General features: G+C 62.0%; 16 protein-coding genes and 3 pseudogenes. 3 read left to right on the top strand and 16 right to left on the bottom strand.

Going from position 1 to position 25,615, the window contains the following annotated elements:
- Nucleotides 1–515: 515 nt before the first annotated feature.
- From JTY93_RS17080 to JTY93_RS17040, 9 genes and pseudogenes are all read right to left on the bottom strand, one after another.
- Nucleotides 516–1,693: pseudogene (locus JTY93_RS17080) on the bottom strand (integrase core domain-containing protein).
- A 259-nt stretch (nucleotides 1,694–1,952) separates the two neighbouring features.
- On the bottom strand, nucleotides 1,953–3,356 hold the full coding sequence (locus JTY93_RS17075; RefSeq protein ID WP_205478859.1) for an amidase: 1,404 nt from the start codon (nucleotides 3,354–3,356) through the stop codon (nucleotides 1,953–1,955).
- Nucleotides 3,353–4,624: a Zn-dependent hydrolase gene (locus JTY93_RS17070; RefSeq protein ID WP_205478860.1), complete on the bottom strand. Its 1,272-nt coding sequence runs from the start codon at nucleotides 4,622–4,624 to the stop codon at nucleotides 3,353–3,355. Before JTY93_RS17070 ends, JTY93_RS17075 begins: the two co-directional genes overlap by 4 nt.
- 13 nt (nucleotides 4,625–4,637) lie before the next feature.
- A complete protein-coding gene (locus JTY93_RS17065) occupies nucleotides 4,638–5,333 on the bottom strand; it encodes an ABC transporter ATP-binding protein (protein ID WP_029293283.1) in 696 nt (231 codons plus the stop codon).
- Complete coding sequence (locus JTY93_RS17060; protein ID WP_169998164.1) at nucleotides 5,333–6,082, bottom strand: ABC transporter ATP-binding protein; 750 nt, start codon at nucleotides 6,080–6,082, stop codon at nucleotides 5,333–5,335. Before JTY93_RS17060 ends, JTY93_RS17065 begins: the two co-directional genes overlap by 1 nt.
- Entirely contained in the window at nucleotides 6,079–7,089 is a 1,011-nt protein-coding gene (locus JTY93_RS17055) for a branched-chain amino acid ABC transporter permease (RefSeq protein WP_169998167.1), read from the bottom strand. Before JTY93_RS17055 ends, JTY93_RS17060 begins: the two co-directional genes overlap by 4 nt.
- Nucleotide 7,090: 1 nt before the next feature.
- A complete protein-coding gene (locus JTY93_RS17050; RefSeq protein WP_057960104.1) occupies nucleotides 7,091–7,951 on the bottom strand; it encodes a branched-chain amino acid ABC transporter permease in 861 nt (286 codons plus the stop codon).
- A 67-nt stretch (nucleotides 7,952–8,018) separates the two neighbouring features.
- Entirely contained in the window at nucleotides 8,019–9,221 is a 1,203-nt protein-coding gene (locus tag JTY93_RS17045; protein ID WP_205478861.1) for an ABC transporter substrate-binding protein, read from the bottom strand.
- Between the two features lie 208 nt (nucleotides 9,222–9,429).
- On the bottom strand, nucleotides 9,430–10,197 hold the full coding sequence (locus tag JTY93_RS17040) for a FadR/GntR family transcriptional regulator (RefSeq protein WP_205478862.1): 768 nt from the start codon (nucleotides 10,195–10,197) through the stop codon (nucleotides 9,430–9,432).
- A gap of 309 nt (nucleotides 10,198–10,506) precedes the next feature.
- Here JTY93_RS17040 and JTY93_RS17035 point away from each other — a divergent pair, with 309 nt between their 5' ends.
- The gene (locus tag JTY93_RS17035; protein ID WP_205478863.1) at nucleotides 10,507–11,412 is read left to right on the top strand and encodes a LysR family transcriptional regulator; all 906 of its coding nucleotides are present in this window, start codon (nucleotides 10,507–10,509) and stop codon (nucleotides 11,410–11,412) included.
- A gap of 4 nt (nucleotides 11,413–11,416) precedes the next feature.
- Here JTY93_RS17035 and JTY93_RS17030 read toward each other — a convergent pair whose 3' ends face one another.
- The 5 genes and pseudogenes from JTY93_RS17030 to JTY93_RS17010 form a co-directional block, all read right to left on the bottom strand.
- A complete protein-coding gene (locus JTY93_RS17030; RefSeq protein ID WP_205478864.1) occupies nucleotides 11,417–12,163 on the bottom strand; it encodes an alpha/beta hydrolase family protein in 747 nt (248 codons plus the stop codon).
- Between the two features lie 138 nt (nucleotides 12,164–12,301).
- Nucleotides 12,302–13,648 (bottom strand): OprD family outer membrane porin, encoded by a 1,347-nt coding sequence (locus JTY93_RS17025; RefSeq protein WP_205478865.1) that lies wholly within the window; start codon nucleotides 13,646–13,648, stop codon nucleotides 12,302–12,304.
- Nucleotides 13,649–13,795: 147 nt separating this feature from the next.
- Entirely contained in the window at nucleotides 13,796–15,148 is a 1,353-nt protein-coding gene (locus tag JTY93_RS17020) for a citrate-proton symporter (RefSeq protein ID WP_240344567.1), read from the bottom strand.
- 95 nt (nucleotides 15,149–15,243) lie between these two features.
- A pseudogene (locus tag JTY93_RS17015) lies at nucleotides 15,244–16,634 on the bottom strand (amidase).
- 201 nt (nucleotides 16,635–16,835) lie between these two features.
- Nucleotides 16,836–18,245 (bottom strand): aminotransferase-like domain-containing protein, encoded by a 1,410-nt coding sequence (locus JTY93_RS17010; protein WP_205478869.1) that lies wholly within the window; start codon nucleotides 18,243–18,245, stop codon nucleotides 16,836–16,838.
- 131 nt (nucleotides 18,246–18,376) lie between these two features.
- Here JTY93_RS17010 and JTY93_RS17005 point away from each other — a divergent pair, with 131 nt between their 5' ends.
- Together JTY93_RS17005 and JTY93_RS17000 are read left to right on the top strand one after the other, a co-directional pair.
- On the top strand, nucleotides 18,377–19,012 hold the full coding sequence (locus JTY93_RS17005) for a LysE family translocator (protein WP_205478871.1): 636 nt from the start codon (nucleotides 18,377–18,379) through the stop codon (nucleotides 19,010–19,012).
- A 107-nt stretch (nucleotides 19,013–19,119) separates the two neighbouring features.
- Complete coding sequence (locus JTY93_RS17000; RefSeq protein WP_205478873.1) at nucleotides 19,120–20,178, top strand: diguanylate cyclase; 1,059 nt, start codon at nucleotides 19,120–19,122, stop codon at nucleotides 20,176–20,178.
- A gap of 189 nt (nucleotides 20,179–20,367) precedes the next feature.
- Here the strand turns inward: JTY93_RS17000 and JTY93_RS16995 are convergent, their stop codons facing one another.
- Together JTY93_RS16995 and JTY93_RS16990 are read right to left on the bottom strand one after the other, a co-directional pair.
- A complete protein-coding gene (locus JTY93_RS16995; protein WP_205478875.1) occupies nucleotides 20,368–20,751 on the bottom strand; it encodes a hypothetical protein in 384 nt (127 codons plus the stop codon).
- 3 nt (nucleotides 20,752–20,754) lie between these two features.
- Nucleotides 20,755–25,470, bottom strand: a pseudogene (locus JTY93_RS16990) (RHS repeat-associated core domain-containing protein).
- Between the last annotated feature and the right edge of the window lie 145 nt (nucleotides 25,471–25,615).

Below are 25,615 nucleotides of genomic sequence, written 5' to 3'. Positions count from 1 at the left end.
GCCCCACCACTCGGCACCTCGCCTAGGCTCGGTGTGCCCGTAATCCGACATTGATTTGGGGGGCCGCCGCGATGGGCCATCCATGGCCCAGCGCGGCTAAACCGGCGTCCTGCCGGTTTACCCCCCAAATCAATATCGGATGACGGCCAGCGTGGTTTAACGGGGCGCCTAAGATCAAAATCACAAGCAGAGCGAGGCGGCCTGACAGCCGGCCTGATCGTCGCACCGCCGCTCCCACAGGGGAATGCAGCTCCGCGCTCTGGCGTTACTGTTGCTGTTGCTCAGCTTTTGATCTGGCTTTTGATCTTAGGCGCCCCGTCAAACCACGATGGCCGCAGGCAGGTATTGCGCAGTGGGCACCCCGGCAGGATGCCGGGGTAGCCGCGACACGGCCATGGATGGCCGATCGCGGCGGGCCCACGGAGCAATGCCTGACTGCGGGCATGCCGAGCCTAGGCGAGGTGCCGAGTGGTGGGGCATGTACGGGACAACCACATGGGTTACAAAAAGTGCATTCACATAGGTGACACTTTGATTGAGACATAACCGTTCTTTGCATCTCTCGCATTCACATGGCCCAAGATCACCGGACCGAAGATTACATTCCATACCCCCATCACCAATCATCTCCATTCCGATGGTCTGGTGACGAAGTAAATTGCCGATATAAACCCGCATGCCTCCTCGATTGATGATTCCGCTACTGTCGGCCAGGTAACTCTCAATATGGCTCGCATAGGTCATTTCCGGTAGCTTCTCCGGGTACATTCGAGTTGAAGGCGTATAGCAAGCGGCAGGCGTTTTCTGGCCAAGCGCCTCGTGCCCACGCTCGTAATTGTAGTGCTGCAGGAAGCGATCAAAGTGGCGCTGCTGGGCTTCCCAGGCAATTGCCGACGGGTGAGGTAACGTGCTTTTCAGCGTTCGGTGCATACGCTCATGCCGCCCATTCTGATCTGGGCGACCTGGCTCGATCCGCTCAGGAATGATCCCAAGTCTCATCCACCAGATCGACAGCTGTGACAACCCCGCTCGACTGGTGCTGGCAAACGGTATGCCGTTGTCGGTACGAATGCGCTCTGGCAGGCCGTATTCGCGAAAAAACCTTTCGAAGGTTTGCTGGGTTTCCTTCAGATTGGTGCTGCTCATGCTCTGGCACGCCAGCAAAAACCGGCTGGCATGATCCATGATCGTCAGCGGATAACACCAAATCCCTGCTCCGGTCAGGTATTGGCCTTTGTAATCAGCGCTGAATAACTGGTTGGGATTTTCTGCCTTGCGTAAAGGCTTGGGATACACAGCCACCCGTCGGCGCAATGGCTTGGGGGTAATCAAATCAGCTGCCTTGAGAATGTTGTAAATGGTCGTCTTCGAGGGCGGATCCTGATCTGGGAAACGCTGGATGAGACTATTCTGAATCTTTTTTCGGGCCGGGAATCGTCTCGCCACTTAAGCGAAATTCAACGATTGCCTGTTTCACAGCCAAGGGCACCACGTAGGTTTGGTTGTGGCGGCAGCGGCTACGCTCATCAAGCCCACTCGGGCCCTCTGCCTCGTAACGCCTGATCCACTTATACCCAGTCTTGCGGCTGACCTCATAGTCCCGGCACAGCTGGCTAAGGCTGTGCTTCTGGGACAGGTAATCGGCAATGAACAGTACTTTAAGGTCCATAGGTTTCAGCTCTTTCCAGGGCATGGTCAGATCCTCGCGAAATCGACCCTGCCAGTTAAAAACTGTTACCTATGTGCGTGAACTGATTTGTAACCCATGTGGGTGAGTCATACCGGCAAGAGCGCTTTGGTTACTTTCGCGCTCTTCGAAAGTGACCCGCCGTAAGGGCGGAACCTTAAGTGGCCGTGACCGCAGCAACGGATATGTACACACCCCCAAAAGCGCGAGCTGCCTAGAGACTCATGCCCAAAGCAGGCAATCCAGCCCCCCATCAGACCGGGTCTCACCCCAAGTCCTTCGGCGCCTGCAAATGCTGGGTCGGAAACGCCCGGGCGTATACCTGGCACACCCGCAGCACCTGCTCATCGGCAAACCGCGCGCCCACCACATGCAAGCCCACCGGCAAGCCATTGGCCGCCAACCCGCACGGCACCGAGGCCGCCGGTTGTTGGGTGAGGTTGAAGGGGTAGCTGAACGGCGTCCACTCCATCCATTCGCCCAGCCCGGAACCCGGTGGCACGTTGTGCCCTGCGTCAAAGGCGGTGATTGGCAGCATCGGCGAGACCAGTATGTCGTAGTGCTCATGGAACGCCGCCATGCGCGCCACCAATGCCGCCCGTGCTTCCAGGGCGGCGGTGTAGTCGTTCAGGCTGAGGCGTTCGCCCTGTTGCGCAATGCGCAGCAGGCCGGGGTCGAGCAGGTCGCACTGGGCGCCGGTCAGTTGCCCGGTCAGGCGCGCCGCGCCGGCGAACCACAAGGTGTTGAACACCTCCAGTGGATCGCTGAACCCCGGGTCGATCTGTTCTACATGCGCCCCGAGTTGCACCAGGCCCGCGACCGCCTGCGCGACCACCTTGGCCACCTGCGGATCGACGTTCACGTAGCCAAAATCAGGGCTGTAGGCGATGCGCAGTCCCTTGAGGTCCGTCCCGGGTGTGAGCCACGGCGTGCTGCGCGGGGCGCCAATCAGGCCGTCCCGGGCGTCCGGTTGTGCCACGGTTTGCAGCATCAGCACGGCATCTTCCACGGTGCGGGTCATCGGTCCCAGGTGCGAGAGGATCGTCATGGAACTGGCCGGCCATTGCGGCACGTAGCCAAAGGTCGGCTTGATGCCGAAGGTGCCGGTAAAGGCGCAGGGAATGCGGATCGAGCCCCCGGCATCGCTGCCCTGGTGCAGCACGCCGAGGTTCAGCGCCGCCGCCGCGCCCGCGCCGCCGGACGAACCGCCCGCCGTGGTGCGCGTATCCCAGGGGTTACGGGTGATGCCGTACAGCGGGTTGTCGGTGACACCTTTCCAGCCGAATTCCGGGGTGGTGGTCTTGCCCAGCAGCACCGCGCCGGCCTTGCGCATAAACCCCGAAAACGGTGCATCGACGTCCCACGGCCCGCTGGCGGATGAGGTGCGCGAGCCCTTGCGCGTGGGCATGCCCGCCGTCAGGGTCAAGTCCTTGATCGACGCCGGCACGCCGTCCAATGCGCCGCAAGGCTGGCCCCTGAACCAGCGTTGTTCCGAGGCCCGCGCGGCGTTCAAGGCGCCTTCGGGGTCGACATGGCAGTAGGCGTTGACCACCGGGTTGTAGCGCTCGATGCGCAGCAACGTATCCTCGGTCACTTCCACCGGCGACAGGCTTTTATCCCGGTAGCGCGCCAGCAGTTCCACGGCCGTCAGGTTGGCGATATCAGTCATGGCGCATCACCTCCCTGGGCTGCGTTGACCATGGCCCGCAGCAACACCGCGCAGCCGGCGGCCAGGTCATCCGGCGCGGCGTTTTCGATTTCGTTGTGGCTGATGCCGCCTTCGCACGGTACAAAAATCATCCCGGCCGGGCCCAGTTCGGCGACAAAAATCGCGTCGTGTCCGGCACCGCTGACGATATCCATATGGCTCAAGCCCAGCACACTGGCCGCATCGCGCACGGCGTTGACGCAGGTGGGATGAAAGTCCAGCGGCGGGAAGTCGGCGGTGGGGGTCAGTTCATAGCTCAGGCCATGCTGCTTGGCCGTGGCCTCGATCACCTCGCGCACTTCATCGACCATGGCTTGCAGCTTGTCGGCATGCAAATGGCGCAGGTCGATGGTCATCTGCACCTGGCCGGGAATCACGTTGCGTGAGCCCGGATGCAGGCTCAGGCAGCCGACGGTGCCGCAGGCGTGGGGTTGTTGTTCATGGGCTATCCGGTTGACCGCGCTGACCACCTGCGCGGCACCCACCAGGGCGTCCTTGCGCAGACGCATCGGCGTTGGGCCTGCGTGGGCCTCGACGCCGGTGAACGTCAGGTCGAACCACTTCTGGCCCAGGCAGCCCATGACCACGCCAAGGGTGATAGCTTCATCTTCGAGCACCGGGCCTTGTTCGATATGCGCCTCGAAATAGGCGCCCACCGGATGGCCGAGCACCGCGCGCGGGCCGGCGTAGCCAATGCGCTGCAACTCGGCGCCCACCGACAGGCCTTGCTCGTCCTGCTTGTCGAGGGTCTCCTGCAAGTCGAATTTGCCGGCAAATACCCCGGAACCCATCATGCACGGCGGGAAGCGCGAGCCTTCCTCGTTGGTCCACACCACCACTTCAATTGGCGCTTGGGTTTGCACGCCCAAGTCATTCAAGGTGCGGATCACTTCCAGGCCGGCCATCACCCCGTAGCAGCCATCGAACTTGCCGCCCGTGGGCTGGGTGTCGATATGGCTGCCCGTCATCACTGGCGGCAAATCCGGGTTAAGCCCGGCGCGGCGCGCGAAGATATTGCCGATGGCATCCACGCTGACACTGCACCCGGCAGCGGTGCACCACTGCACAAACAGGTCGCGGGCCTGGCGATCCAGGTCGGTCAGGGCCAGGCGGCACACTCCGCCCTTGGCCGTGGCGCCGAGCTGGGCCAGGTCCATCAAGGATTGCCACAGGCGGTCGCGGTTGATCAGCGGGGCGTTGCTCTTGAGCGGTTGCGCAAAGCTATTCATCAGCAGTCTCCGGTCAGGCACTCAGGGCCAGGTAGCGGTTCTTGATCGTTGGGTCGGCGCGAAAGGCCTCGGCGCTGCCTTCGTAGACCACGCGGCCCTGTTCGAGCACGTAGTGGCGGTCGGCAAGCTTGTCGCAGACCAACAGGTTCTGCTCCACCAGCAGCACCGGCAGGCCGTCGTCTTTGATCTTGCGCAGGATCTTCACCAGTTCGTCGACGATCACCGGGGCCAGGCCTTCGGTGGGCTCGTCGAGGATCAGCAGCTTGGGATCGTTGAGCAGGGCGCGGGCGATGGCGAGCATCTGCTGCTCACCACCGGACAACGCATGGCCGGCGTTTTTGCGCCGCTCCTTGAGGCGCGGGAACATCGCGTACACGTCTTCCATCTGCCAGCGGCTGGTCTTGCGCACGGCGATGCGCAGGTTTTCTTCCACGGTGAGCAGACGGAAAATCCCGCGATTTTCGGGGACCAGCGCTAACCCCTGACGGGCGATTTCAAAGATCTTCTGCCCCACCAGCGGTTTGCCGTTGAAATGAATCTGCCCCTGGCGCGGGCAGATAATCCCCAGGATGCTGCGCAAGGTGGTGGTTTTGCCCGCACCGTTACGGCCGAGCAGGGTCACCAGTTCGCCGGGGTTGACGGTCAGGGACACGCCCTCGAGGACGTGGCTCTTGTCGTAGTAGGAATGAATATTGTCGACGGTCAGCATCAGGCGGCCTCTCCCAGGTAAGCAGTGCGCACGCGCTCGTCGGCACGTACGAATTCCGGCGTGCCTTCCACCAGGATCTGCCCGTGGCTCATCACGGTGATGCGCTGGCTGATGGACATGACGATGCTCATGTTGTGCTCGATCAGCAGCACCGTGTGGTCGCGGCCCAGGTCGCTGATCAGTTGGGTCATGATCGGAATATCGTCGATGCCCATGCCCGAGGTGGGCTCGTCGAGCATCAACAGTTTGGGCTTGGAGCAGATCGACATCCCCACCTCCAGCACTCGTTGCTGGCCGTGGGACAACTCGCCGGCCAGGGTTTCGGCGCGGGCGGTCAGTTGCAGGCGTTCCAGGACCTGGTCGGCCATTTCCAAGTGCTCGCGCTGACTGTCCACCCTGCGCCAGAAATTCAGGGCGCGTACGCCGTCGCGGCCCTGGGCAGCGAGGCGCAGGTTCTCGCGCACGCTGAGGTTCTGGAACAGGCTGGTGAGCTGGAACGAACGGGCCATGCCCAGGCCGACGCGGCCGTGGGCCGGTTTGCGCATCAGGTTCTGGCCGTCGAAATGAATCGCGCCGGCCGTAGCCTGGCGCTCGCCGGTCAGGCAGTGAAACAGGCTGGTCTTGCCGGCGCCGTTGGGGCCGATGATGGTGTGGATGGTGCCGGCTTCGACCTTGAGGTTGACGCCGTTGACGGCATGGAAGGCGCCGTAGGCCAGTTCCAGGTCTTTGGTTTCCAGCAGGATGCTCATAGCAGCTCCTCCTTGGTCACGACGGCGGCCTTGCGGCTGCCACGCACACGTTCGAACAGCGACGCCAGGCCGCCCCACAAGCCACCGCGCATAAAGATCACCACCAGGATCAGGATCACCCCCAGCAGCATCAGCCAGCGCGGCCACAGGTCGGACAGGAAATCCCCCAGCAGCACGATGGAACCGGCACCCAGCAACGAGCCGAACAGCGAGCCGGTACCGCCGACGATGGTCATGATCAGGATGTTCTCCGACATCACCAGGTCGATATTGGACAGCGGCACAAAGTGCAGCAGCATCGCGTACAGCGCCCCGGCAATCCCGGTGACCGCGCCCGACAGCACAAACACCAGGATCTTGAAGTGGCGCGTGTCGTAGCCGATGGCCGAGGCGCGGGTTTCGTTTTCGCGGATCGCCATCAGCGTGCTGCCGAACGGCGAGGCGATCACCCGGCGTGCGCCGATAAAGATCAGCAGGAACAGCACCGCGACAAAACCGTAGAACACCCGGGCGTCGGCCAGGGACAGCAGTACCGTGTCACCGATACGGATTTCCGGGCGCGGCACGCTGAGCAGGCCGTTGTCGCCACCGGTCCAGTCGCTCAGGGTGTAGGCGAGGAAGTAGGCCATCTGGCTGAAGGCCAGGGTCAGCATCACGAAGTAGATACCGGTGCGGCGGATCGCCAGGGCGCCCACCAGGAACGCCAGGAATCCACCGGCCAGCGCCGCGCCGAGCAGCGCGCTGAACAGGCCCAGTTGCAGGTGAATCATCAACAACGCCGCGCAGTAGGCTCCGGCGCCGAAGAAGATGCCTTGGCCAAACGACAGCAGCCCGGTGTAGCCCAGCAACAGGTTGCAGGCCAGGGCGGCGAGGGCAAAGATCAGGATCTCGGTGGCCAGGGTCGCCGAGGGCAATATCAATGGCAGGCCGATCAGCACCGCCAGCACCCAGAGCAACATGGCTTTGGACTGGGTTTTGGCAAACGGCAGAGGATTTTTCTCGCTCATGTCAGGCTCTCCCGAACAGGCCGTAAGGGCGTACCAGAATCACCACGGCCATGGCGCCGTAGATCATCAGGCTCGCGCCTTGGGGCCAGAGTGTGGTCATCAGGCTTTGCACCACGCCCACCAGCAGGCCGCCCACCAGGGCGCCGCCGAACGAGCCCATGCCGCCGATCACCACCACCACGAAGGCAATGCCGAGGATTTCCGGGCCGACAAAAGGCTGGGCGCCGCGCAAGGGCGCAAACAGCACCCCGGCGATCCCGGCCAGGGCCACGCCGAGGGCGAAGGTCATGGAGAACAGGCGGAAAATATTGGTGCCCAGCAGCGATACGGTCTCGGTGCTCTCACTGCCGGCCCGCACCAGGGCGCCAAAGCGCGTGCGCTCCAGCAACAGCCACAGGCCCAGGCCCACCAGGCCCGAGAACACGATCAAAAACAGGCGGTAGTAGGGGTACACAAAATCGCCGACCACCAACACCCCGCGCAGCAATTCCGGGACGGCGACGCTTTTGCCCACCGGGCCCCAGATCATCACGCTGGCTTCCTGGATGATCAGCGCGATGCCCAGGGTCACGAGGATCTGGAACATGTGGGGCAGGTGGTAGATCCGCTGGATCAATAATCGCTCGATCAGCCACGCCAGTGCGGCTACCACCAGGGGCGCGATCAGCAGGGCCAGCCAGAAGCTTTCGGTGAGGCTGACGGCGGTGTAGCAGATGTACGCCCCCAGCAAAAAAAACGCGCCGTGGGCGAAGTTGACGAAGTTCAGCAGGCCGAAAATGATGGTCAACCCGACCGCAATCAGGAAGTAGATCATCCCCAGGCCCAGGCCGTTGAGAATCTGGAACAGATAAAGATTGAGCATGCAGGAACCCTCCAACAGGCGGCCGCGTCAACGGCCCTGTCGTGTTTTACCGCTGAAAGTAGGCGGATCAGCCGAGCGTGCAGCCCGTGGCTTCTACCGGTGGGAACGACTGGCCGGCGCTGAGCACCTTGGCCAGGTCGTCCTTGTCGGCCATGTCGCCTGCGGCCTTGCCCACCAGCAGGTAGTAATCCTTGATCACCTGGTGGTCGCCGGCGCGGATCGTTTCCTTGCCGGTCGGGCCGTCGTAGCTCAGGCCCTGCATGGCCTTGGCCACCGTGGGGCCGTCGAAGCTGCCGGTGGCCTTGATGGTGTCGAGCATGACCTTGGTGCTGATGTAGTCAGCGGCCAGCGGGTAGGTGGGGTTGATCCCGTACTTGGCCTGGGTCAGCTTGACCAGCTCGCGGTTGAGCGGGGTGTCGACCTGGTGCCAATACTGCGCGCCGAGGTACACACCTTCGAGCACATCGCTGCCCAGTTCCTGGAACTGGTCGAGGCCGGCGGACCACACCAGCAGCACTTTCATGCGCTCCTTGATACCGAAGTTCACCGCCTGGCGCAGGGTGTTGGACGACTGGCTGCCGAAGTTGAGCAATACCAGCACGTCAGGCTTGGCGGCGATGGCGTTGGTCAGGTAGCCGGAGAATTCCTGCTCTTGCAACGAGTGATAGCTGTTGCCCACATGTTCCAGGCCGCTCTCGGCCAGCACCGCCTTGGCGCCTTCAAGCAGGGCTTCACCGAACACGTATTGCGGGGTGATGGTGTACCAGCGCTTGGCGTCCGGCAGCAGCTTGATCAGCGGCACCACGGTTTCGCGGATCGCCCCGTAGGTGGGCACCGACCAGCGGAAAGTCGCGCTGTTGCAGTCCTTGCCGGTGACTTCATCGGCGCCCACCGGGGTCATGAATACACCGCCGACCTTGGACACTTCCTTGGCCACCGCCAGCGCCGAGGACGACAGGGTGCAGCCCTGGAAGAACCGCGCGCCATCCTGGCCAATCGCCTCCTGGACCTTGCGCACCGCCTTGCCGGCGTTGCCTTCGGTGTCGATCACCTTGTAATTCAGTGGGCGCCCGAGGAGTTCGGGGTACTGGGCCACGGCCAGGCGTGAACCCATGTCGGCAAACTTGCCATAACTGGCAAAGGCGCCAGACATGGACTTGAGGCCGTAAAAGGTAAACGGTTCGGCGGCGAATGCACTGCGCACGCTCAGCGGAAGGCTGAGCGCGGCGGCGGCGGTAAGGCTGGCTTTCAACAACGTACGACGCTGCATGGGGTGACTCCCTGGTTTAGTTATTGGCAGGAGTGGCAATGGCGATACGGTGGAGCACGGCCTGTGGGCAGGCCTTTTTTATTGAAGTGAAACACGGTCCAAATGTGGGAGCGGGCTTGCTCGCGAATGCGGTGTATCAGTTGACATATCCATCGCTGACCCACTGCATTCGCGAGCAAGCTCGCTCCTACAGGGGGTTGTGGTGTGTTTAGGAGTGGTCGAACTCCAGCAGAAAGTGTGGGCTGACCTGGCCTTCCAGTGCGGTCATGTGGTGTTCGGCGTCGCACATGTGTTCATGCATCAGGCTGCGCACGGCCGCTTCGTCGCCGGCGCGAAAGGCGCTCAGCAGTTGCTTGTGATAGTCCAGGTTGGCCGCGTCGAACTGCTTGCGCTTGGGCTTGTAGGCTTTTTTCAGCACCACCAGGTCGCGCAGCAGGTCGTTGAGAAACTGCGCCATGAAACTCAGCAGCGGGTTGGGGCAGGCCCTGGCCAGCAGGTTGTGGAACTCCAGTTCCGCCAGGCGCTGCTCACGCTGGCCGGCCTCGCTGTCTTCCGGGTCGCTGCAAAAATCCACGTTGTCTTGCAGGGCGCGATAGTCGTCTTCGCTCAAGCGCCCCAGCACCGACACCGCCAGTTCCACCTCGATCACCTTGCGCAGTTGATACACCTGCTCGCCATCCAGGTGCTGGAAGTGCAGGTAGTTGCGCAAGGCGCGGCTGGCCGGTTCGGTACCGGCCTGGTTCAGATAGGCCCCGCCAGTGGGGCCGGTGCGGGTGCTGACCAGGCCTTCGACTTCCAGGGCCTTGAGCGCCTCGCGGGCCGAGCCCTTGGAGCACTGGAAGCTCTCCATCAGCTCGCGCTCGGTGGGTAAGCGGTCGCCGGGCTTCAGCGCATCGGTGACGATCGAGCGCTTGACCGACTCGACAATCACATCGGAAAGCTTCTGGCGTTTGCGTCGCAGGGGTCGGCTGAGCATGGTTTTCTATTTATCGTATTAATGCGGATAAATAGCACTTAATAGGGGTTGAGCAGGGGCGTCAACGGCAGGGGTCGTTTTCAGGTAAAACAGGTCGTAAACCACCTTTGGACTAGCAGGCCAGCTCAAATCAACTGTGGGAGCTGGCTTGCCTGCGATAGCGGTGTATCAACTGAGAAAATATTGCCTGGCCCACCGTTATCGCAGGCAAGCCAGCTCCCACAGTTGAGTTGTGGAGTTAGGCAGATCGAGCCTGGCGCAGTAATTGCGTGCCTTAGCGCTCCAGTCTTTGTGCAGGAGCAACTGACCATGCAATTACGAGCCTTGCGGTATTTTCACGAGGTGGCGCGCTGCGCCTCGTTGCGTAAGGCGGCCGAGCGTTTGTACGTCACGCCCACTGCCGTCAGCCGGCAGATCGAACACCTTGAACACTTCTTTGGCGCCGCCCTGATTGAGCGCGGCCCGCGTGGCATCCGCTTGACGATGGAGGGCGAGTGCCTGGCCGAACAGGTCACGAGTACCCTGCGCGGCCTCGATCAGGTGCGCGATGTGATCGCCAGCCGGCAAAGCCAGGTGGCGGGTAACATCAGTATTCATGTGTCAGAAAGTATCGTTTCCACGGTGTTGGCGCCGGTGCTCGCGGCGTTCTACCGCGCCCATCCCAAGGTCACGTTCAATATTGTGATCGCCAGCGCTTCAGCCACCCTCGATGCACTGTGCAGCGGTGAGGCCGACCTGGGCCTGGCGTTCTATCTGCAGGAGCGGGCCGATGTTGAAGTCACTGCGCAATGCGAGCTGTGGCACCGGGTGCTGGTCAGTGCCGAACACCCCTTTGCCCAGCGCGACAGCATTGAACTGCGCGAACTTGAAGGCCAGCCCCTGGCCATCCCCGACTCGGCGTACGGCGTGCGCCAGGCCCTGGAGGCCGCGGCGAAAAAGCGTGGAGTGACGATCCAGCCGGTGTTCACCACCAGTTCCCTGGAGGTGCAGAAAAGCCTGGCCCGGCAACGGGCGGCGGTGTTGATCCTGCCCCAGGTGGATGCCGACGCCCGCGACCTGGGCGATGGCCTGGTGGCGGTGCCGATTGCCGATGAGCACTTGGGGCGGATCCGCATCGACCTGTGCGGGTACCGCAACCGACCGCGTTCGGTTGCGGTGCTCAAGTGCCAGGAGATGCTGGCCAGCGCGATGCAGCGGTGCGCGCTGGTGGATTGAGGCCTTAGTCGGCCAGGCAACGGGCCGACGGCGGCGGCTGCCTGCCTTGGGCCAGGTAGGTGCCGGCCCAGCGGTTGACGCACTGGCTGGCATCCGTGGTGCTCTGTAGATACGGGCCCTTGAGCTGTAGGGTCGCGGGCAGTGGCGCTAACGCCTGGGCGTTGTCGCTGGGCTGGATCAACACCATGCGCTCGACGCGCTCGGCAAACAACGTAGCGTAACCGGCACCCACGGAATTGCCCTGGGCGATACCCAGGAAGCTGATCCGCTGCTCGCCCAGTTGCTGGCGCACGAACTCCATGTCCCAGGCCGACTGTTCGTTGGCAGTCTCATCGCGCACGTTGCGCAGGCTCAATTCGATGACATCGTAGAACTGGGTCAGCGTGCGGTAAGCCTCGCTGTTGTAGTACTTCCAGACCGTCGCCACATGCACGGCGAACACCCCGTGCAGATCTGCCTGTGGCCTGGCCGGCCGAACGAAGATCACGCCCCTGCGCTCCAGCGGCTGGCGGGCACCGACCCGGGTGAGGGTCAGGCGCAACGTGCGTGGGCCCGCTGCCTGATGGTTTTGCGGCACGGTGACGATGCCGCACTGGGTGCGTTCCACTACCTCATGATCAAGGGCCTGCCCGGGTAGGCGCGGGCAATCCACCAGCCATTCAATCCCCGGCGGCGCTGTGTGGCCGGGTGAACTCAAGAGCATCATCCATCCACTGATGACGCAAAGCGCTGCTGCTTTCAAAGGTTTCATCCGCGTTCCTGGGTAACCGTCCGTAGGGACAGGTTTTTTACCAAGGGCGGCGGCGAGCCAATGCCGGAGCAGTCGCATACAGGGTGTAAGAATTCTGAAAATTACCCGTCGGCATTGCCTTGTGCCGACGGGCGGGGATCAGAACAGGTTGATGGGGAAGTTACCGACGATCCTGAATTCGTCGTAGCTGCCATCGATCTGCCCGCCGCTGGCGCGGTGGTTGTAGACGATGGTGCGCAGGACCGAGTTTTTCAGCTTCCCCGATTGCACCACATAGGCCAGCATCAAGCCGTTTTCGTTGTGCTTGGCGTTGTCCAGGCCGCGCACGTTGTAGCCGGTGTTGTGGCCGTTGCGATCCCCCTCGTAGTGCGTGCCGTCGATGCCCCAGCCCTTGGCGTGCCACAGGCTGGCGGTCAGGCCGGGCACGCCGTAGGCCGCCAGGTCGAGGTCGTAGCGCAGTTGCCAGGATTTTTCGTTGGGGCCGTTGTAGTCCGAGTACAGCGAGTTGGCCATGTAGTTGCCGGTGGACTCCCACACATAGTCGAAGTACTCGTTGCCGAACACCTGTTGCCAGGCCAGGGTCAGGCTGTGGGCCTGGTGGTTGGCGGTCACGGCCAGGCTGGCGGCGTCATTGTCGATATAACCCAGGCGTTGCTGGCCGGAATCCTCGGTGTGGTAGTAGTGCAGGGCGGTCTTGAGGGCGACGGTGTTTTTGTCGCCGATGCGATGGGTCAGCCCCAGGTAGTACTGGTCCCACATGTCCTCGAAGCGTGAGCCGTAGAGGCTGGCTTCCAGACCGTAGCCCGGCTTGAGCGTGGCTCCCAGGTAACTGATGCGTGCGCCGCTGTAGGCGCGGTTGCCGAAGGTGGTGGTCAGGCGCTCGGCGCCGGTACCGGTGCGCGGGATGGCCCGATCGAAGCTGCCGCCCTGGACCGACAGCCAGTCCAGTTCATTGCTGTACAGGCCCACGCCCTGGAAGCTTGAGGGCAGGGCGCGGTTGTCCTTGTAGCGCAGGATCGGGTTGTCGGTCATCAAGCGCCCGGCCTTGAGCTCAGTGTTGGACAGGCGAAACCGCACATCACCCACCCCCAGGCGGCTCCAGGTCGGGATCGCGTCGCCGTCGCTGTCCACCAGCACGCGGTCGCCGCCATTGGCCACCTTGCCATGCCCGCGTTGCAGGTTGACCGCACTGAACACTCCCACATCCACCCCCACGCCGATCACGCCTTGGGTATAGCCGGAGCTGTACTTGAGCATGGCGGTCTGTACCCAGGTTTCGCGCACGCGGGTGGGTTGGATGCCGCCGGGTTTCTTGATGCTCAGGTAAGTGCTGCGTTGGGTGTGCTGGTTGGAATAGTAGTGACGCAGGTTCAGGTCCAGGCTGCTGCCTTCGATAAAGCCGGGAGCGCTGGCCTGGGCGTTTTCTTGCGCATAAGCCTGGGTGCCGGTCGCCAGGGTGGCGACCAGGAAAAGACGTGGATACATGGTTAATCCCCACACAGAGAAGAAACTGTAGGAGCGAGCTTGCTCGCGAAAAGCCGGAGACCGCCGCGTGCATCCAGAATGCGCGCGTTATCGTTGACGGTCTTCGCGAGCAAGCTCGCTCCTACATGAAGGGTGCATACGCGCTGTTCAGCGAACCGGGGCTTCTCTGAGCCGGGTTTCGCGGGTCGGGGTGCCGGGAAGCACTGGCCGGGTTTCCTTGGCGAACCAGGCGGCGGTGAGGCACACCAGGTTGGCGATCAGCAGGTACCACACCGGTGACATCGGGTCGCCTGTGGTGCCGATCAGCCAGGTGATGATGATCTGCGCGGTGCCGCCAAACGCCGCCACACCAAAGGCGTAGACGATGGAGAACCCGGTCGAGCGCACGGATTTGGGGAAGCTCTCCACCAGCAACACGATCAACGCCGCGCCGCTCATGCCATGCAGGCCGGACAGCACCGCCAGGGTCAGGAGGAAGGTCGAGGGGCTGGGGTGTTCGGTCATTAACTGCAGCGCCGGGAACAGGATCAGCAACAGCACTACCCGTGGCGTCATCAAAATTGCGCGGCGCCCGAAGCGGTCGCACAACATGCCGCCGGCCACTGCGCACACCGCCATGGCTGCACCGGCCACCAGGGTCGAGAGCATGGAAATACTGGTGGGCAGCTTCAGCTCCGTCAGGGCAAAAGTGGTCATGTAGTTGAGAAAGTACTGGGTGATGGTGCTGCCCGAGAGGATCAGCAAACCCAGGACCAGGGCACGCCGATGCTTGCCGCAGACTTCGCGCACCAGATCGCCAGTGCTGGTGGTTTCGCCCTGGCCATGGAAGGTCTCGGCCAGGTTGCGGCGGATGTAGATACCAATCGGCAACACCAGCAGGCCGAACACGAACGGCACGCGCCAGCCCCAGCTGTTGAGGTCTTCGGGGGACATCACTTTGGTCAGGGTATAACCCACCAGCCCCGCGGCCATGGCGGCGACGCCCTGGGCCACCACTTGCCAGCAGGCATAGGTGCCGCGTTTATGCGGCGGCGCGGCTTCGAGGATGTAAGTGGTGGCGGGGCCGGCCTCACCGCCCCAGGCCAGGCCCTGGATCATACGGGTGACCACCAGCAGGATCGGCGCGGCGATCCCGATGGTCTCGTAGCCGGGCAATATCGCAATACTGCCGGTGCCTACCGCCATCATCACCAGGGTCAGCAACATCGCCGGCTTGCGCCCGACGCGGTCGGCGTAGGCGCCAATCAGCACCGCGCCCAGGGGCCGCACGATAAAGCCGATGCCGAAGGCCGTGACCGACAGCATCAAGCTGACGAAGGCGCTGTCGGACGGGAAAAACGTATGGCCGATCATCACCGCAAAGGTCGCGTAGACCCCAAAGTCGAAAAACTCCACGGCATTGCCCAGCACCACGGCGAAGATGCTCTTCCTGCCGGCGTCCGGTGATGGCGTTTCGGGTGTGTGCTCGGGACCCTCGCGAGTCAAATGTTCAGTGTGCATACCAGCCCCTCGGTTTTAGTTATAGGTCGCCCAGGCCCCGGCCTTGGGGCCTGGGAACGGGCGTGTGGGTGGGCAGTTCTGTTACAGCGTCAAGGTCAGTTCGGGTTCGGCCATTGGTGGATTGCGCCACGCCAGCTCTCATAGGTTTTTGCGATTTGCAGCAGCCAGATATCGGCAAAACGGGGAGCGATCATCTGCAGGCCGATGGGCATGCCATCGGCAGCAAAACCACAGTTGATCGACAGCGCCGGTTGTTCGCCCATGTTCCAGGGCACGGTGAACACGATGTGTTCGAACGGTAGTTGTGGATCATTGCTCGGTGACGGCCATTGGGCGGGGAACGCGTTGACCTGGTTGGTGGGCGACAGGATCAGGTCGAGGTCGCTGAAGGCCTGGGCGGTGCGGCGGCGCATCTCGAAGGTCTGGTTGAATCCCTGCACCGCCTGCACGCCGCTGATATCGGCGCCGGGCGCGGCCCAGTCGCGGATATACGGCAAGACTTTATCGAACTGCTCGCTGCTCAAGGCCGACAAGTCGCCCCATTGCCGGGCGCGCCAGAACTGGTCGAGGCCGTCGAGTTGGGCGCGGTCCATGATCGGCGGGATCAGCGTGACCTTGGCGCCATGGGCTTCGAACAGGCGTGCGGCCTGTTCCACCGCTTCACACACGAAACCTTCCGGTTGCAGGCCGGCGCCGGGCTCCAGCATCAGGCCAACGCGCAAGCCCTTGACCGACAGCGGCTGGTTGCTCCACTCGCCGGTGGGCGGCGGCAGGCTGGTGGCGTCGCGTGCGTCGGGGCGGGCCAGGTGTTGCATCATCAGCACGCAGTCGTCGACCGTGCGGGTCATGGGCCCGGCGGTGCGACCGGTGTAGTACGGGTCGATCGGGATGCGCCCCAGGGTCGGCTTGAAGCCCACCAGGCCGCACCAGGCGGCGGGCAGGCGCACCGAGCCGCCGATATCGGTGCCGATATGCAGTGGCCCGTAACCGGCAGCCGCCGCCGCGGCAGCGCCCGAACTCGAGCCACCGGTGTTATTGGCGGTGTTCCACGGGTTGCGGGTGATGCCATGGAAACTCGACAGGCCGGAGGAAAGCATGCCGAAATCCGGGACAGTGGTCTTGGCCAGCACAATCGCCCCGGCTTCACGCATCCGCGCGGCGGGCGGGGGCGTCCCTGAGGGCCGGGGGTCAGGCGGGTGGCGGCGCTGCCGAGGGGAATCGGCGTCCCTTCGGTGGCCACCAACTCCTTGATGGTCACGGGCACGCCATCGAGCGCGCCATTGGGCTGGCCTTTGTTCCAGCGCTCGGTGCAGGCCTGGGCTTGTTGGCGCACCTGCTCAGGATCGAAGGCGTACAGGGCACGGATCTTCGGCTCCCAGCGGTCGATGTGGGCCAACAGATGATCGTAGTAGTCGATGGGGGAGAGCTGGCGGCTGGCGAAACGCTCCAGCAATTGCGCGGCCGTGAGGTCATGAAGATCGGTCATTGAGCGCTTCCTGGTGATGGGCCCTGGGGCTCATGGCGGGTGGCTGTTGACCTGGACTATATAAACCCTGGACAGCAGCGACCATCACATTCGAAGCGCTACAGTGTTGCGTTTTTGTGTGCACTCAATGGCCGCGACTGTGGGAGCGGGCTTGCCCGCGATGACGGTCTATCAGTTAATGCATAAGTGGCTGACACACTGCTATCGCGGGCAAGCCCGCTCCCACAATGGCTCGATCGCGGCCCACACCCGTGGGTCATCACAATGGGCCACATTGAAGCGCATAAATTCGCCCATCCCCGGCTCATACCCAAACAACGCCCCCGGCGCCAACACCATGCCGCGCTTGAGCCCGGCTTCGGCCAGTTGTTCGCCGTTGACCTCAGCCGGCAGGCGCGCCCAGATAAACATCCCGGCTTCATACCCCATGGGCAGCTCACAGCCGCAGCGGCGCAGCCACTGTTCCACCCGGGCGCCGGCTTCCAGCAAGCGCTGGACCATACGCTTGCGGTGCCGCGCATAGCTGCCTTCGCTGAGCAGCCGGTAGACCAGTTGCTCGAACAATTCCGACGTCACGCCGCCGCTCATCAGCTTCATATTGGTCAGGTTGGCCGCCAGTTGCGGTGCGGCCACCACATAGCTGACCCGGGTGTTGGCGCTGAGGGTTTTCGAGAAGCCCGATAGGTAGGTCACTTGCTCCAGGCCGGCGAGTGCCGCCAGGCGGGGCGGTGGGTTGGGGTGCAGGTCGCCGTAGAGGTCGTCCTCGATGATATGGCAGTGGTATTGACGCATCAGTTGCAGCAGCCCGAAGGCCTGGGCTGCGCTGAAGGAATGGCCGGTGGGGTTGTGCAGGATGCTGGTGGTCACATACAGGCTGGGCCGTTCCTCGGCGAGCAAGCGCTCCAGAGCCGCGAAGTCGAGACCGTCCGGGCCCCGTGGCAGTGTCAGCACCCTGACCCCGTGCAACGCCAGGTTGGCGTGGAAGTTGAAATAGCACGGCGCATCCAGCAGCACCGTGTCACCGGGGCGGGCCAGCAGGCGCATCAACATGTCCAGGCCTTGCAGGGTGCTGGGCGTGGTGATGATCTGCTCCACCGAGACCGCCAGGCCATCGCCCTGCAGTTTTTGTTGCAGGGCCTGGCGCAGCGGCAAGAAACCCGCCGGCGTGCCCATGCCGGCAACGCGCAGGGAAGGGGCGCGCACCACACTGCGCATGGCCTGGCGCAAGGCTTCGGAGTCCAGCCAGTCTTCGGGCAGATGGCCGCCACCGGGGCGCAACTCGCCCTGGCCGGTGAGCATCGGTCGGCGCAGCACACTGAGCAGATCCTGGGGCAGCAGGTCGACCCAGTTGCTCGACGACGGCTGCGTCTGGCGCTGGGCGACAAAGTGCCCACGGCCCTGACGCGAGGTCAGCAGATGTTGGCCGCGCAGGCGGTCCAGGGCTTCATTGACGGTAAACTTTCCGACACCCAACTGCGCCCCCAGCTCACGCACCGACGGCAGTTTGCTGCCTGCGGCCAATTCGCCTTGCTCGATGGCGCGGGCGAAGGCCTCGACGATTTGTTGGACCTTGGGGGTGTGGTCATCAAAGTGGATCTGCGGGAGGGCCATCGCGACGTCCTTAAGTTTGCCGGTCACTTTACCGGTAAAGCCTGCGTGAATAACCGCCGAGTTTACCTGCCCCACACGCAATCTGCGCCCTAGACTGCACAACATTCCTCGCTGCCGTGAAATTACCCGCCATGGTCACTGCCCTTACGCTGTCGTCCTTCCTGTATTTCCTGGTGCTGTGCAGCACCCTGGCTTTCAGCCCCGGCCCCATGACCTTGCTGCTGCTGAGCCTGGGTCTCAAGGATGGCTTGCGCCACTCCTTGCCGGCACAGTTCGGCGCCAGCGTGTCGTACCTGATTTCGATCCTGATCTTTGCCGTGGGTTTTTCCGAGTTGATCAAGGGCTACCCGCTGATTACCCAAGGCATCCAGCTGGTAGGCGTGGCCTATATTCTGTACCTGGCCTACAAACAGTGGACCAGCAGCGGTGTGCAGATCAACACCGCCGGGCATGGACCGGAGACGCCCCATGGCCTGTTCGGCAAGGGCCTGCTGACCGGCCTGTCCAATCCCAAGGCGATCATCCTGTTCAGCGCGGTGTTCCCGCAGTTTGCCGCCGTTGGGCAGGACAGCGCTGCCGGTGACATCGCCATTCTTGGCCTGACCTTCCTGGTCTTGCAGTTCGCCAGCGGCTGCCTTTATTGCTACTTCGGCCAGCGGATCAAGCATGTGCTCGAGTCGCCGCGCAAACGCGTGCTGTTGCAGAAGGTCACGGCCGTCTTGCTACTGGCGGTGGCGATGTTACTGGCCCGTGGATTTTCCAGCTAAGCCCCTGGTGGCAAGGGGATTGGCGCGGGGGATAACCCTCTGAGCGGTAGTGGCTATTTGCCGGTCCCCTGATAGACTTCCAGCATTCATCCAGGATCAGCCAGATCATGCCAGCCGCAGGAGGAAAAGGACTTCCGCTCGCCAAACGCCTGTACAAATCGCGGACCCTGGGGCTGACGCTCGGGTTCGTCTGTGTATTGGCCGGCATGTACCCACTGGATCCACCTGGCTGGGTCTGGGCCTGGATGCTGATCAACGCCTTCGCCTGGCCGCACCTGGCGTACCAACTCTCGCGCCGCGCCGAAAACTCCCTGCGTGCCGAACGTCGCCATCTCCTGGTGGACTCGTTCTGCGGTGGCTTCTGGGTCGGTGCCATGCACTTCAACCCGCTGCCCAGCGTCACCACGTTGTCGATGATGACCATGAACAACGTCGCCATCGGCGGGTTCCGCTTCATGCTGATGGGCTGGGTTGCCCAGGCGCTGGGGCTTGGTGCGGCACTGCTGCTGTTCGCCCCGGCCTATATCGCCGTGACCACGCCCACCCAACTCTATGCCTGCTTGCCGATCCTGATGCTCTATCCGCTGGCGCTGGGCTGGATCTGTTATCGCCAGGCCATCACCCTGGCCCAACATAAGCGCGACCTGCTGGCGTTAAGCCGAACCGACAGCCTGTCCGGGCTGCTCAACCATGGCGCCTGGAAAGACCACCTGGAAATCGAATTCGCCCGCTGCCGGGGCGGCCAGCAGGGCGCTGCGATTGCACTGATCGATATCGACCATTTCAAGATCATCAACGACACCTACGGCCACGTCACCGGCGACATCGTGCTGCGCCAACTGAGCAAAATCCTCCGTCAGAACCTGCGCGCCACCGACCTGGCCGGGCGCTACGGCGGCGACGAATTCTGCGTGATCCTGCCAGACATGCCCCTGGGCCACGCCACCGAAGTGATGGACGCCCTGCGCGACCGCTTCAACTCCCTGGGCTACGCCCAGGACCCGACACTGCGCGCCAGCCTGAGCATCGGCCTGGCGCCGTATCAAGCGTCCCACGGCGATGCGACCAGTTGGCTGAACGACGCCGACCAGGCGTTGTATGAGGCCAAGAGCGGTGGGCGCAATCGAGTGCGGTCGGTGCAGGGAGGGTGGGTGCGGTCGGTTTGAAAGGCCCTCACAGACGACTCGCGACCTGTAGGAACCGGCTTGCCGGCGATGGCGATTTGATAATCACCATTAGGGCTGAGGCTCATTGAGTTTTTTATAGTCCCAGGCACTTATTGAAATTAGTCGCTCCTTAAGTATCAAAGCCTGCAGGTGATGATGGTTTTCCTAGCGTCTTGTACAAGGGTTTATTTATTTTAACGATTCTCCCCAGCGCACGCGAAACTTAACTTGCTCCTCGATATCGTTAGTCAGGTCATGTTCCTCGTAATCGAATATGCGCACCATCGCTGGGTCAGACTCACCTAGTTTCATTTCATAGGCCACCAGTCCACCAGACATGGAAGATGACATCGCAGATGGGAAAACATTGATTTTCGAGCCTTTGCACAGGAACTTTATTTCGCTAAATTCCTTCCGCAATAAACCAAATGCGCGAAAAATATCCAGCCCGGAGTATGTTTTTTTTGTCTGGTCGGAAAAGGTTATAAAAAGCGCGCATGTGTTTCGGTCATATTCAATTTTTGCTTTTTCAATGTTGCCTTTATTGAATATGTTTATTTCTATATTTTTCATGCTTTACTTCCTGTAAGGGTTTATTAGGCTGTAATTCTCGGATGTTCCATCTTCGTTTATTGGGGTTGCGCCTAGTATGTCTTTTCGATGAATACGGCTAGGTATGGCTATTTCTTTTTCTCTTTTGTATTCGGATAGTATTCCTAGTTCTTTGTTTACGTCTCGACCGGGTATATTTTTCAAGGTGTACAAAAAACCATCTTCTAATCCGTAGCTTGTTGCAAATTCTATACCTACCTCCCTTGATGTCGAGGTGGGTACAAAGTTGCTTGGCGGATTCGTATTGTCTAGCGAGTGTAGGAGCAGGTCAGTGCTTTTTCCTCTGCTCTTAAATCCATGTTTGAAAATTTCAAGTGGGTGCCTGGAGTCTCCCCGGTAAAGATATTGCTTTTTCGTTGCGGGGGCTGGAAGGGAGGGAGCGCGCTCGTCGGCCTTTGTATTGGCGGACGGGTTTTGGCCTTCAGATCCGGGCTTACATTTGTCTTCGCCCGGACACGCATTCAACCCCAACGGATCCACCCACCCCGTAGGGTTAGGCACATACAAATACCCGTTCACCCCACCCGCCAACTTCACCGGGTCGGGGGTCAGGTAGCGTCCGTTATCCGGATTGTAGTAGCGATGCCGGTTGTAATGCAGCCCGCTTTCCCGGTCGTAATACTGCCCCTGAAAGCGCAGTGGGTTGTCGACCGTGCCTACATCCAACCGGGTGATTTTCCCGTAGGCCTGGTAATGGGCAGACCAGACGATTTTGCCGTCTGCGCTGGTCAGTTCCTGCGGTGTGCCCAGGTGGTCAAGTTGGTAGTGGAAGACCTGTGTATTGGCCGGCCCGAAACCTTCGAGCAAGGCCAGCGGCCTGAAGCTGTCCGGCTCGTAGAGATAGCTACGGTGCTGGCCATGTGTGTGCTCGGCGATAACCTTGTCGCCTTGCCAGAAAAACTCTGTCGTCTTGCCCGCCACGGTTTTGCTGATGCGCCGGCCAAATGGGTCATAGCGATAGCTGGCCTGGCTGCCGTCTGGTTGGGTGATGCCGATCAGGCGGTGCTGGCAGTCGTAGCGGTATTCGGTGACCCGTTGCTGTGCGCGGCCACGGCGTTCGCGTATGAGGTTTCCGAAGGCGTCGTAGTCGCAATGCCGGTCGCCTTGTAGTAACAGGCGGTTGCCGACGACGATGCCGGGGCCTGGGCGGTCTTGCATCAGCAGGTTGCCCGCCGGGTCGTGGGCGAAGCGTTCTTGCACGTCTTGCGAGTGGTCGGCGCGGGTCAGGCGGTCGAGGGGGTCGTAGTGGTAGTCGTGCTGGCCCTTGCGGGTGTCGAGCAGGCGGGTGAGGTTGCCGCTTTTGTCGTAGGTGTAGTGGCGGTGTTGGTGTTGGGTCAGGCGGCCCTGGTCGTCGTAGTGGTAGTGGCTGAGCAGTTGGCCCTGCTGGCGCTGTTGCTCGCGCCCGGCTTTGAACAGGTGTGAGGTGAGTGTGCGGCCATTGAGCTCAACGGTGGCGAGGTGGCCGCCCTTGTCGTGGTTGAAGGTCAGGTGGTTGTTGTCGGGCAGGCGCAGGTGGTCGAGTTGGCCGCAGCTGTCGTAGCCGTAGCGCAAGGTGCCCCAGCCCTGGTGTTCGGCGGTCAGGCGGTTTTGGCGGTCGTATTCGTAATGCAGCGGCCAGTGGCCGTCGTCGACGCTTAAGAGATTGCCGAGGCGGTCGTAGGTGTAATCCACCGTGCTGCCATCGGGCAGGGTTTTTTCTTATAAGGCGGCCGGCGTTGTCGCGCTGGTAGGCGGTAATCAGCTGACGGTCATCGTCGCCGAACTCGGTTTTTTTCCTGCAGGTGGCCGTTGAGGTCGTAGACGTAGGTGGTGCGTTTGCCGTCGAAGCCGGTTTCCTGTTGGATCAGGCCGTTGGGGTGGTACGCCAGTTGATAGCGCTCGCCTGACTCGTTTTCGATTTCGGTCAGCAGCAGGCGGGTGTTGTCGTAGCGATAGCGCAGCGCCGTGCCATCGGGGGTTGATCCGGCGACTGATCAGGTGCAGTCCGTCGGCATATTCATACCGGGTCACACGGCCCAGTTCATCGCGCTCGGCGATGATTTTTCCGTAGGGGTTGTAGCTCAATTCGCGGGTGGCGCCGCCCGGCAATACCACCTTGAGCAGTCGGCCTACCGCGTCCCAGTGATAGTGGGTCAGGGCGCCATGTTCATCTTCACGGGCAATCTGCCGGCCCAGGTCGTCATAGCGATAACGCCGCACGCCGCCATTGGGCAGTTGCTCCCCAACCAACTGCCCAAGGTCATTCCAGGTCAGGCGCTGACAGCTGTGGTCCGGATACCAAACCGCTAAAAGCTGCCCACGTTTGTCATAGCTGTACTCAGTAACGTTGCCATCAGGATCAGTCTGGCGGGTGATATCGCCCTGATCGTTACGCTGGTACTTCCAGACCGCCGCACCCCGACGCATGACCCGTACGAAGCCATGCTCATACTCGTAGGCGGTAGGCTCGTCATCCCCCGGAAACAGCGCCACCAAGCGCCCAGCCTCGTCGTACTGATAGGCCGTAATCGCCCCGAGTGGATCCTGCTCAACCGTCAGCCGACCCTGTGCGTCGTAGGACTTGAAATGCTCGCCGCCGTCCGGGTCGACCCGCTGCACCAGCCGTGCGCGCGGGTCATGCACGTAGACTTCCTGGCTGCCATCGGCGTTAAGCAGGGTGACGCGGCCGTCGTCATCCCAGACATAGCGCGTATCCATCTGCGTAAAACTGGCCCAATGCCGCACACAGCGCGCTGCCTTGCCAGACCGTTCCCACGCCCAGAAGAAACTCGCCCCACCGGCCAACTGCCGCTCAGTGATCACCGCAAGGCTGTCGTACTGATAACGCTCGCTTTCGCCTACAGCATTGGTCGCCTCAACCAGTCGCCACTGTTCGTCATAGCGGTAGGAAACGACGTTCTGCTCAGTCACCCAGGCGTCATCCGCTTCGCTTTCCACGCGAAACACCTGATAGTCCACCGCCACGATATGCCCGCGGTCATAGCGCAGCAGCAGCGCCCGCCCGGCATCGTTATCCAGGCGCAGAATCCGCCCCGATACATCGCGGGAAATACGCAGGCGGTTGTCATACCCATCGCTGATCGCCGTCAGCACACCGTCTTGAAAGTGGTAGAACCGTGCCCCTTGAGCCAGCACCAGTTCATCCGACGCCGCCCCCAGATAAATCGCTGCCTCAGCGAGGCTATTGCTGATGGCCGGGCGGGCAGCGGACGGCAGGGGAAAGGTGGTACTGCGGTTCTCGTGATCGGTCCACACCACCGACTCACCGACCACCTCCAGCCGCTGGGCCAGGGAATGGCTCCAGCCAAACCCCAGCCCGCAATCCACCTCCACGGCACTGGTGCGATATAGCCGCGTCCAGGCAAACGGCAGCACACCATCCAGTTCGCCATCGGTCAGGGTCAGCAGTTCTTCGCCGGTGACCATGGACACCGGGCAGCCATGGGTCGCGGTTTTATCGGCGCTGGCGCTGGCTGCGCCGTTGGGGTTTTTCGCAGAGGAGGGCGCGTCGTCCACCGCCTCATGTTTGATCAAGGCCGTCTTGGGCGCGGATTTTTCCCGCACCAGTGGCACCGGATTGGCGACTTCAATCGCGCCGGCCTTGAGTGGCACGCTGGGCACCGTTTTGATCTGTGTTGCGCGGCTGCCTAGCAATAACGGCTTGAGCGCCTCGGCATGGGGCCCCAACCCGGTTTGTGCAAACGGTCGGGCCAGTTGCTCCAGCCACTGGCGGACGCGCCCCGACTTGACCTTGCCCAGCACCTGCGCGCCCAGTCGCACTGTCACGCCCATGCCGGCGGTGACCCACACCAGCAGCAGGTTGATCAGCACTTCGGCGGTGATTTGCCCCAGTAGTTCGTTCAAGTACGGCGGCGGCAGCATGCGCAGCCAACTGACCATCGCCGACAAGTAGATGAACAGTAGCGGCTCGTCGCTGAGCACCAGCAGGCCATTGGCGATGGCCTCCTGGCTCAGTTCCAGCAGGGCATCCAGTTCGGCCTGGGTGAGGTATTGCAGGAGTTTCTCGCTGTTGGGCCCAAGGTCCGCCAGCCATTCATACAATTGCTCGATGTTGTCCCAGAGCTCATGCAGTGCGTCGCCAAATCCACGGGCATAGGCTTGGTCCAGCAGGCGGTAGCGCTGCACAAAGTTGGCTTCGGAGTAGTCCTGCCACAGCGGTGCAAATGTGCTGGTCCAATCCTTGCGCAAGCGGCTTTCCAGCGGCGCAATGATCGACTGATAGGACGCATACAACGCCTTGACGTGGTCTTTGGAAACGTTGGGGTAGAAGGTGATTCGATACGACTGGTCGCGGGTACAGTCGGTGACTTCGAGAATGCCGCTGGGGCCGATGGTTTTGTAAATGGGCTCGCCTAGCGGGCCACCGTCCTGGGGGATGGCTTGCAGCATCACCGGGGTGTTGCCGATGGGCACAAAGCGTGTGCTTTCGAACAGATGCACCAGGGTCAACGCACCACTGGCCTTGCACATCGCGACGGTGCTGCTGGGGGCTTTGGACGCAATGGGCGCCACCAGCGCCACCTCATCGCCCACCTTGAAGACCTGTTCCAGCTCCAGCGCCGAGAAGCTCCAGAAACTCTCGGCCCAGGCGTCATAGGTGTTCAGGCATTGCCGGAAGTCGCTGAGAACCGCTTCGACGTCCCGTGTCTTGAAGTCCATGGCCGCCAGGACCATAAAACCCATGGCGGTATTCAAGAGGTTGCACCCTGGATCAGGGCATCAGTGGATATGTGCATCGGCGGTCCCTCGCGCTGTGTGGTCAGGCGAGGGACTTTGCAGAGGTTTTCAGCGGGTATAAGTAGAG

Source organism: Pseudomonas hygromyciniae (assembly GCF_016925675.1).
Classification (GTDB): Bacteria; Pseudomonadota; Gammaproteobacteria; order Pseudomonadales; family Pseudomonadaceae; genus Aquipseudomonas; species Aquipseudomonas hygromyciniae.
Note: the sequence above shows the minus strand (reverse complement) of the source record. Positions and strands in the feature narration are given on the sequence as shown.

Excerpts from the sequence above, each read along its gene's own strand:
- JTY93_RS17045 (WP_205478861.1), bottom strand. The coding sequence starts at position 9,221 with ATGCAGCGTCGTACGTTGTTGAAAGCCAGCCTTACCGCCGCCGCCGCG.
- JTY93_RS17040 (WP_205478862.1), bottom strand. The coding sequence starts at position 10,197 with ATGCTCAGCCGACCCCTGCGACGCAAACGCCAGAAGCTTTCCGATGTG.
- JTY93_RS17070 (WP_205478860.1), bottom strand. The coding sequence starts at position 4,624 with ATGAATAGCTTTGCGCAACCGCTCAAGAGCAACGCCCCGCTGATCAAC.
- JTY93_RS17050 (WP_057960104.1), bottom strand. The coding sequence starts at position 7,951 with ATGCTCAATCTTTATCTGTTCCAGATTCTCAACGGCCTGGGCCTGGGG.
- JTY93_RS17075 (WP_205478859.1), bottom strand. The coding sequence starts at position 3,356 with ATGACTGATATCGCCAACCTGACGGCCGTGGAACTGCTGGCGCGCTAC.
- JTY93_RS17060 (WP_169998164.1), bottom strand. The coding sequence starts at position 6,082 with ATGAGCATCCTGCTGGAAACCAAAGACCTGGAACTGGCCTACGGCGCC.
- JTY93_RS17020 (WP_240344567.1), bottom strand. The coding sequence starts at position 15,148 with ATGCACACTGAACATTTGACTCGCGAGGGTCCCGAGCACACACCCGAA.
- JTY93_RS17025 (WP_205478865.1), bottom strand. The coding sequence starts at position 13,648 with ATGTATCCACGTCTTTTCCTGGTCGCCACCCTGGCGACCGGCACCCAG.
- JTY93_RS16995 (WP_205478875.1), bottom strand. The coding sequence starts at position 20,751 with ATGAAAAATATAGAAATAAACATATTCAATAAAGGCAACATTGAAAAA.
- JTY93_RS17035 (WP_205478863.1), top strand. The coding sequence starts at position 10,507 with ATGCAATTACGAGCCTTGCGGTATTTTCACGAGGTGGCGCGCTGCGCC.
- JTY93_RS17055 (WP_169998167.1), bottom strand. The coding sequence starts at position 7,089 with ATGAGCGAGAAAAATCCTCTGCCGTTTGCCAAAACCCAGTCCAAAGCC.
- JTY93_RS17065 (WP_029293283.1), bottom strand. The coding sequence starts at position 5,333 with ATGCTGACCGTCGACAATATTCATTCCTACTACGACAAGAGCCACGTC.
- JTY93_RS17000 (WP_205478873.1), top strand. The coding sequence starts at position 19,120 with ATGCCAGCCGCAGGAGGAAAAGGACTTCCGCTCGCCAAACGCCTGTAC.
- JTY93_RS17030 (WP_205478864.1), bottom strand. The coding sequence starts at position 12,163 with ATGAAACCTTTGAAAGCAGCAGCGCTTTGCGTCATCAGTGGATGGATG.
- JTY93_RS17005 (WP_205478871.1), top strand. The coding sequence starts at position 18,377 with ATGGTCACTGCCCTTACGCTGTCGTCCTTCCTGTATTTCCTGGTGCTG.
- JTY93_RS17010 (WP_205478869.1), bottom strand. The coding sequence starts at position 18,245 with ATGGCCCTCCCGCAGATCCACTTTGATGACCACACCCCCAAGGTCCAA.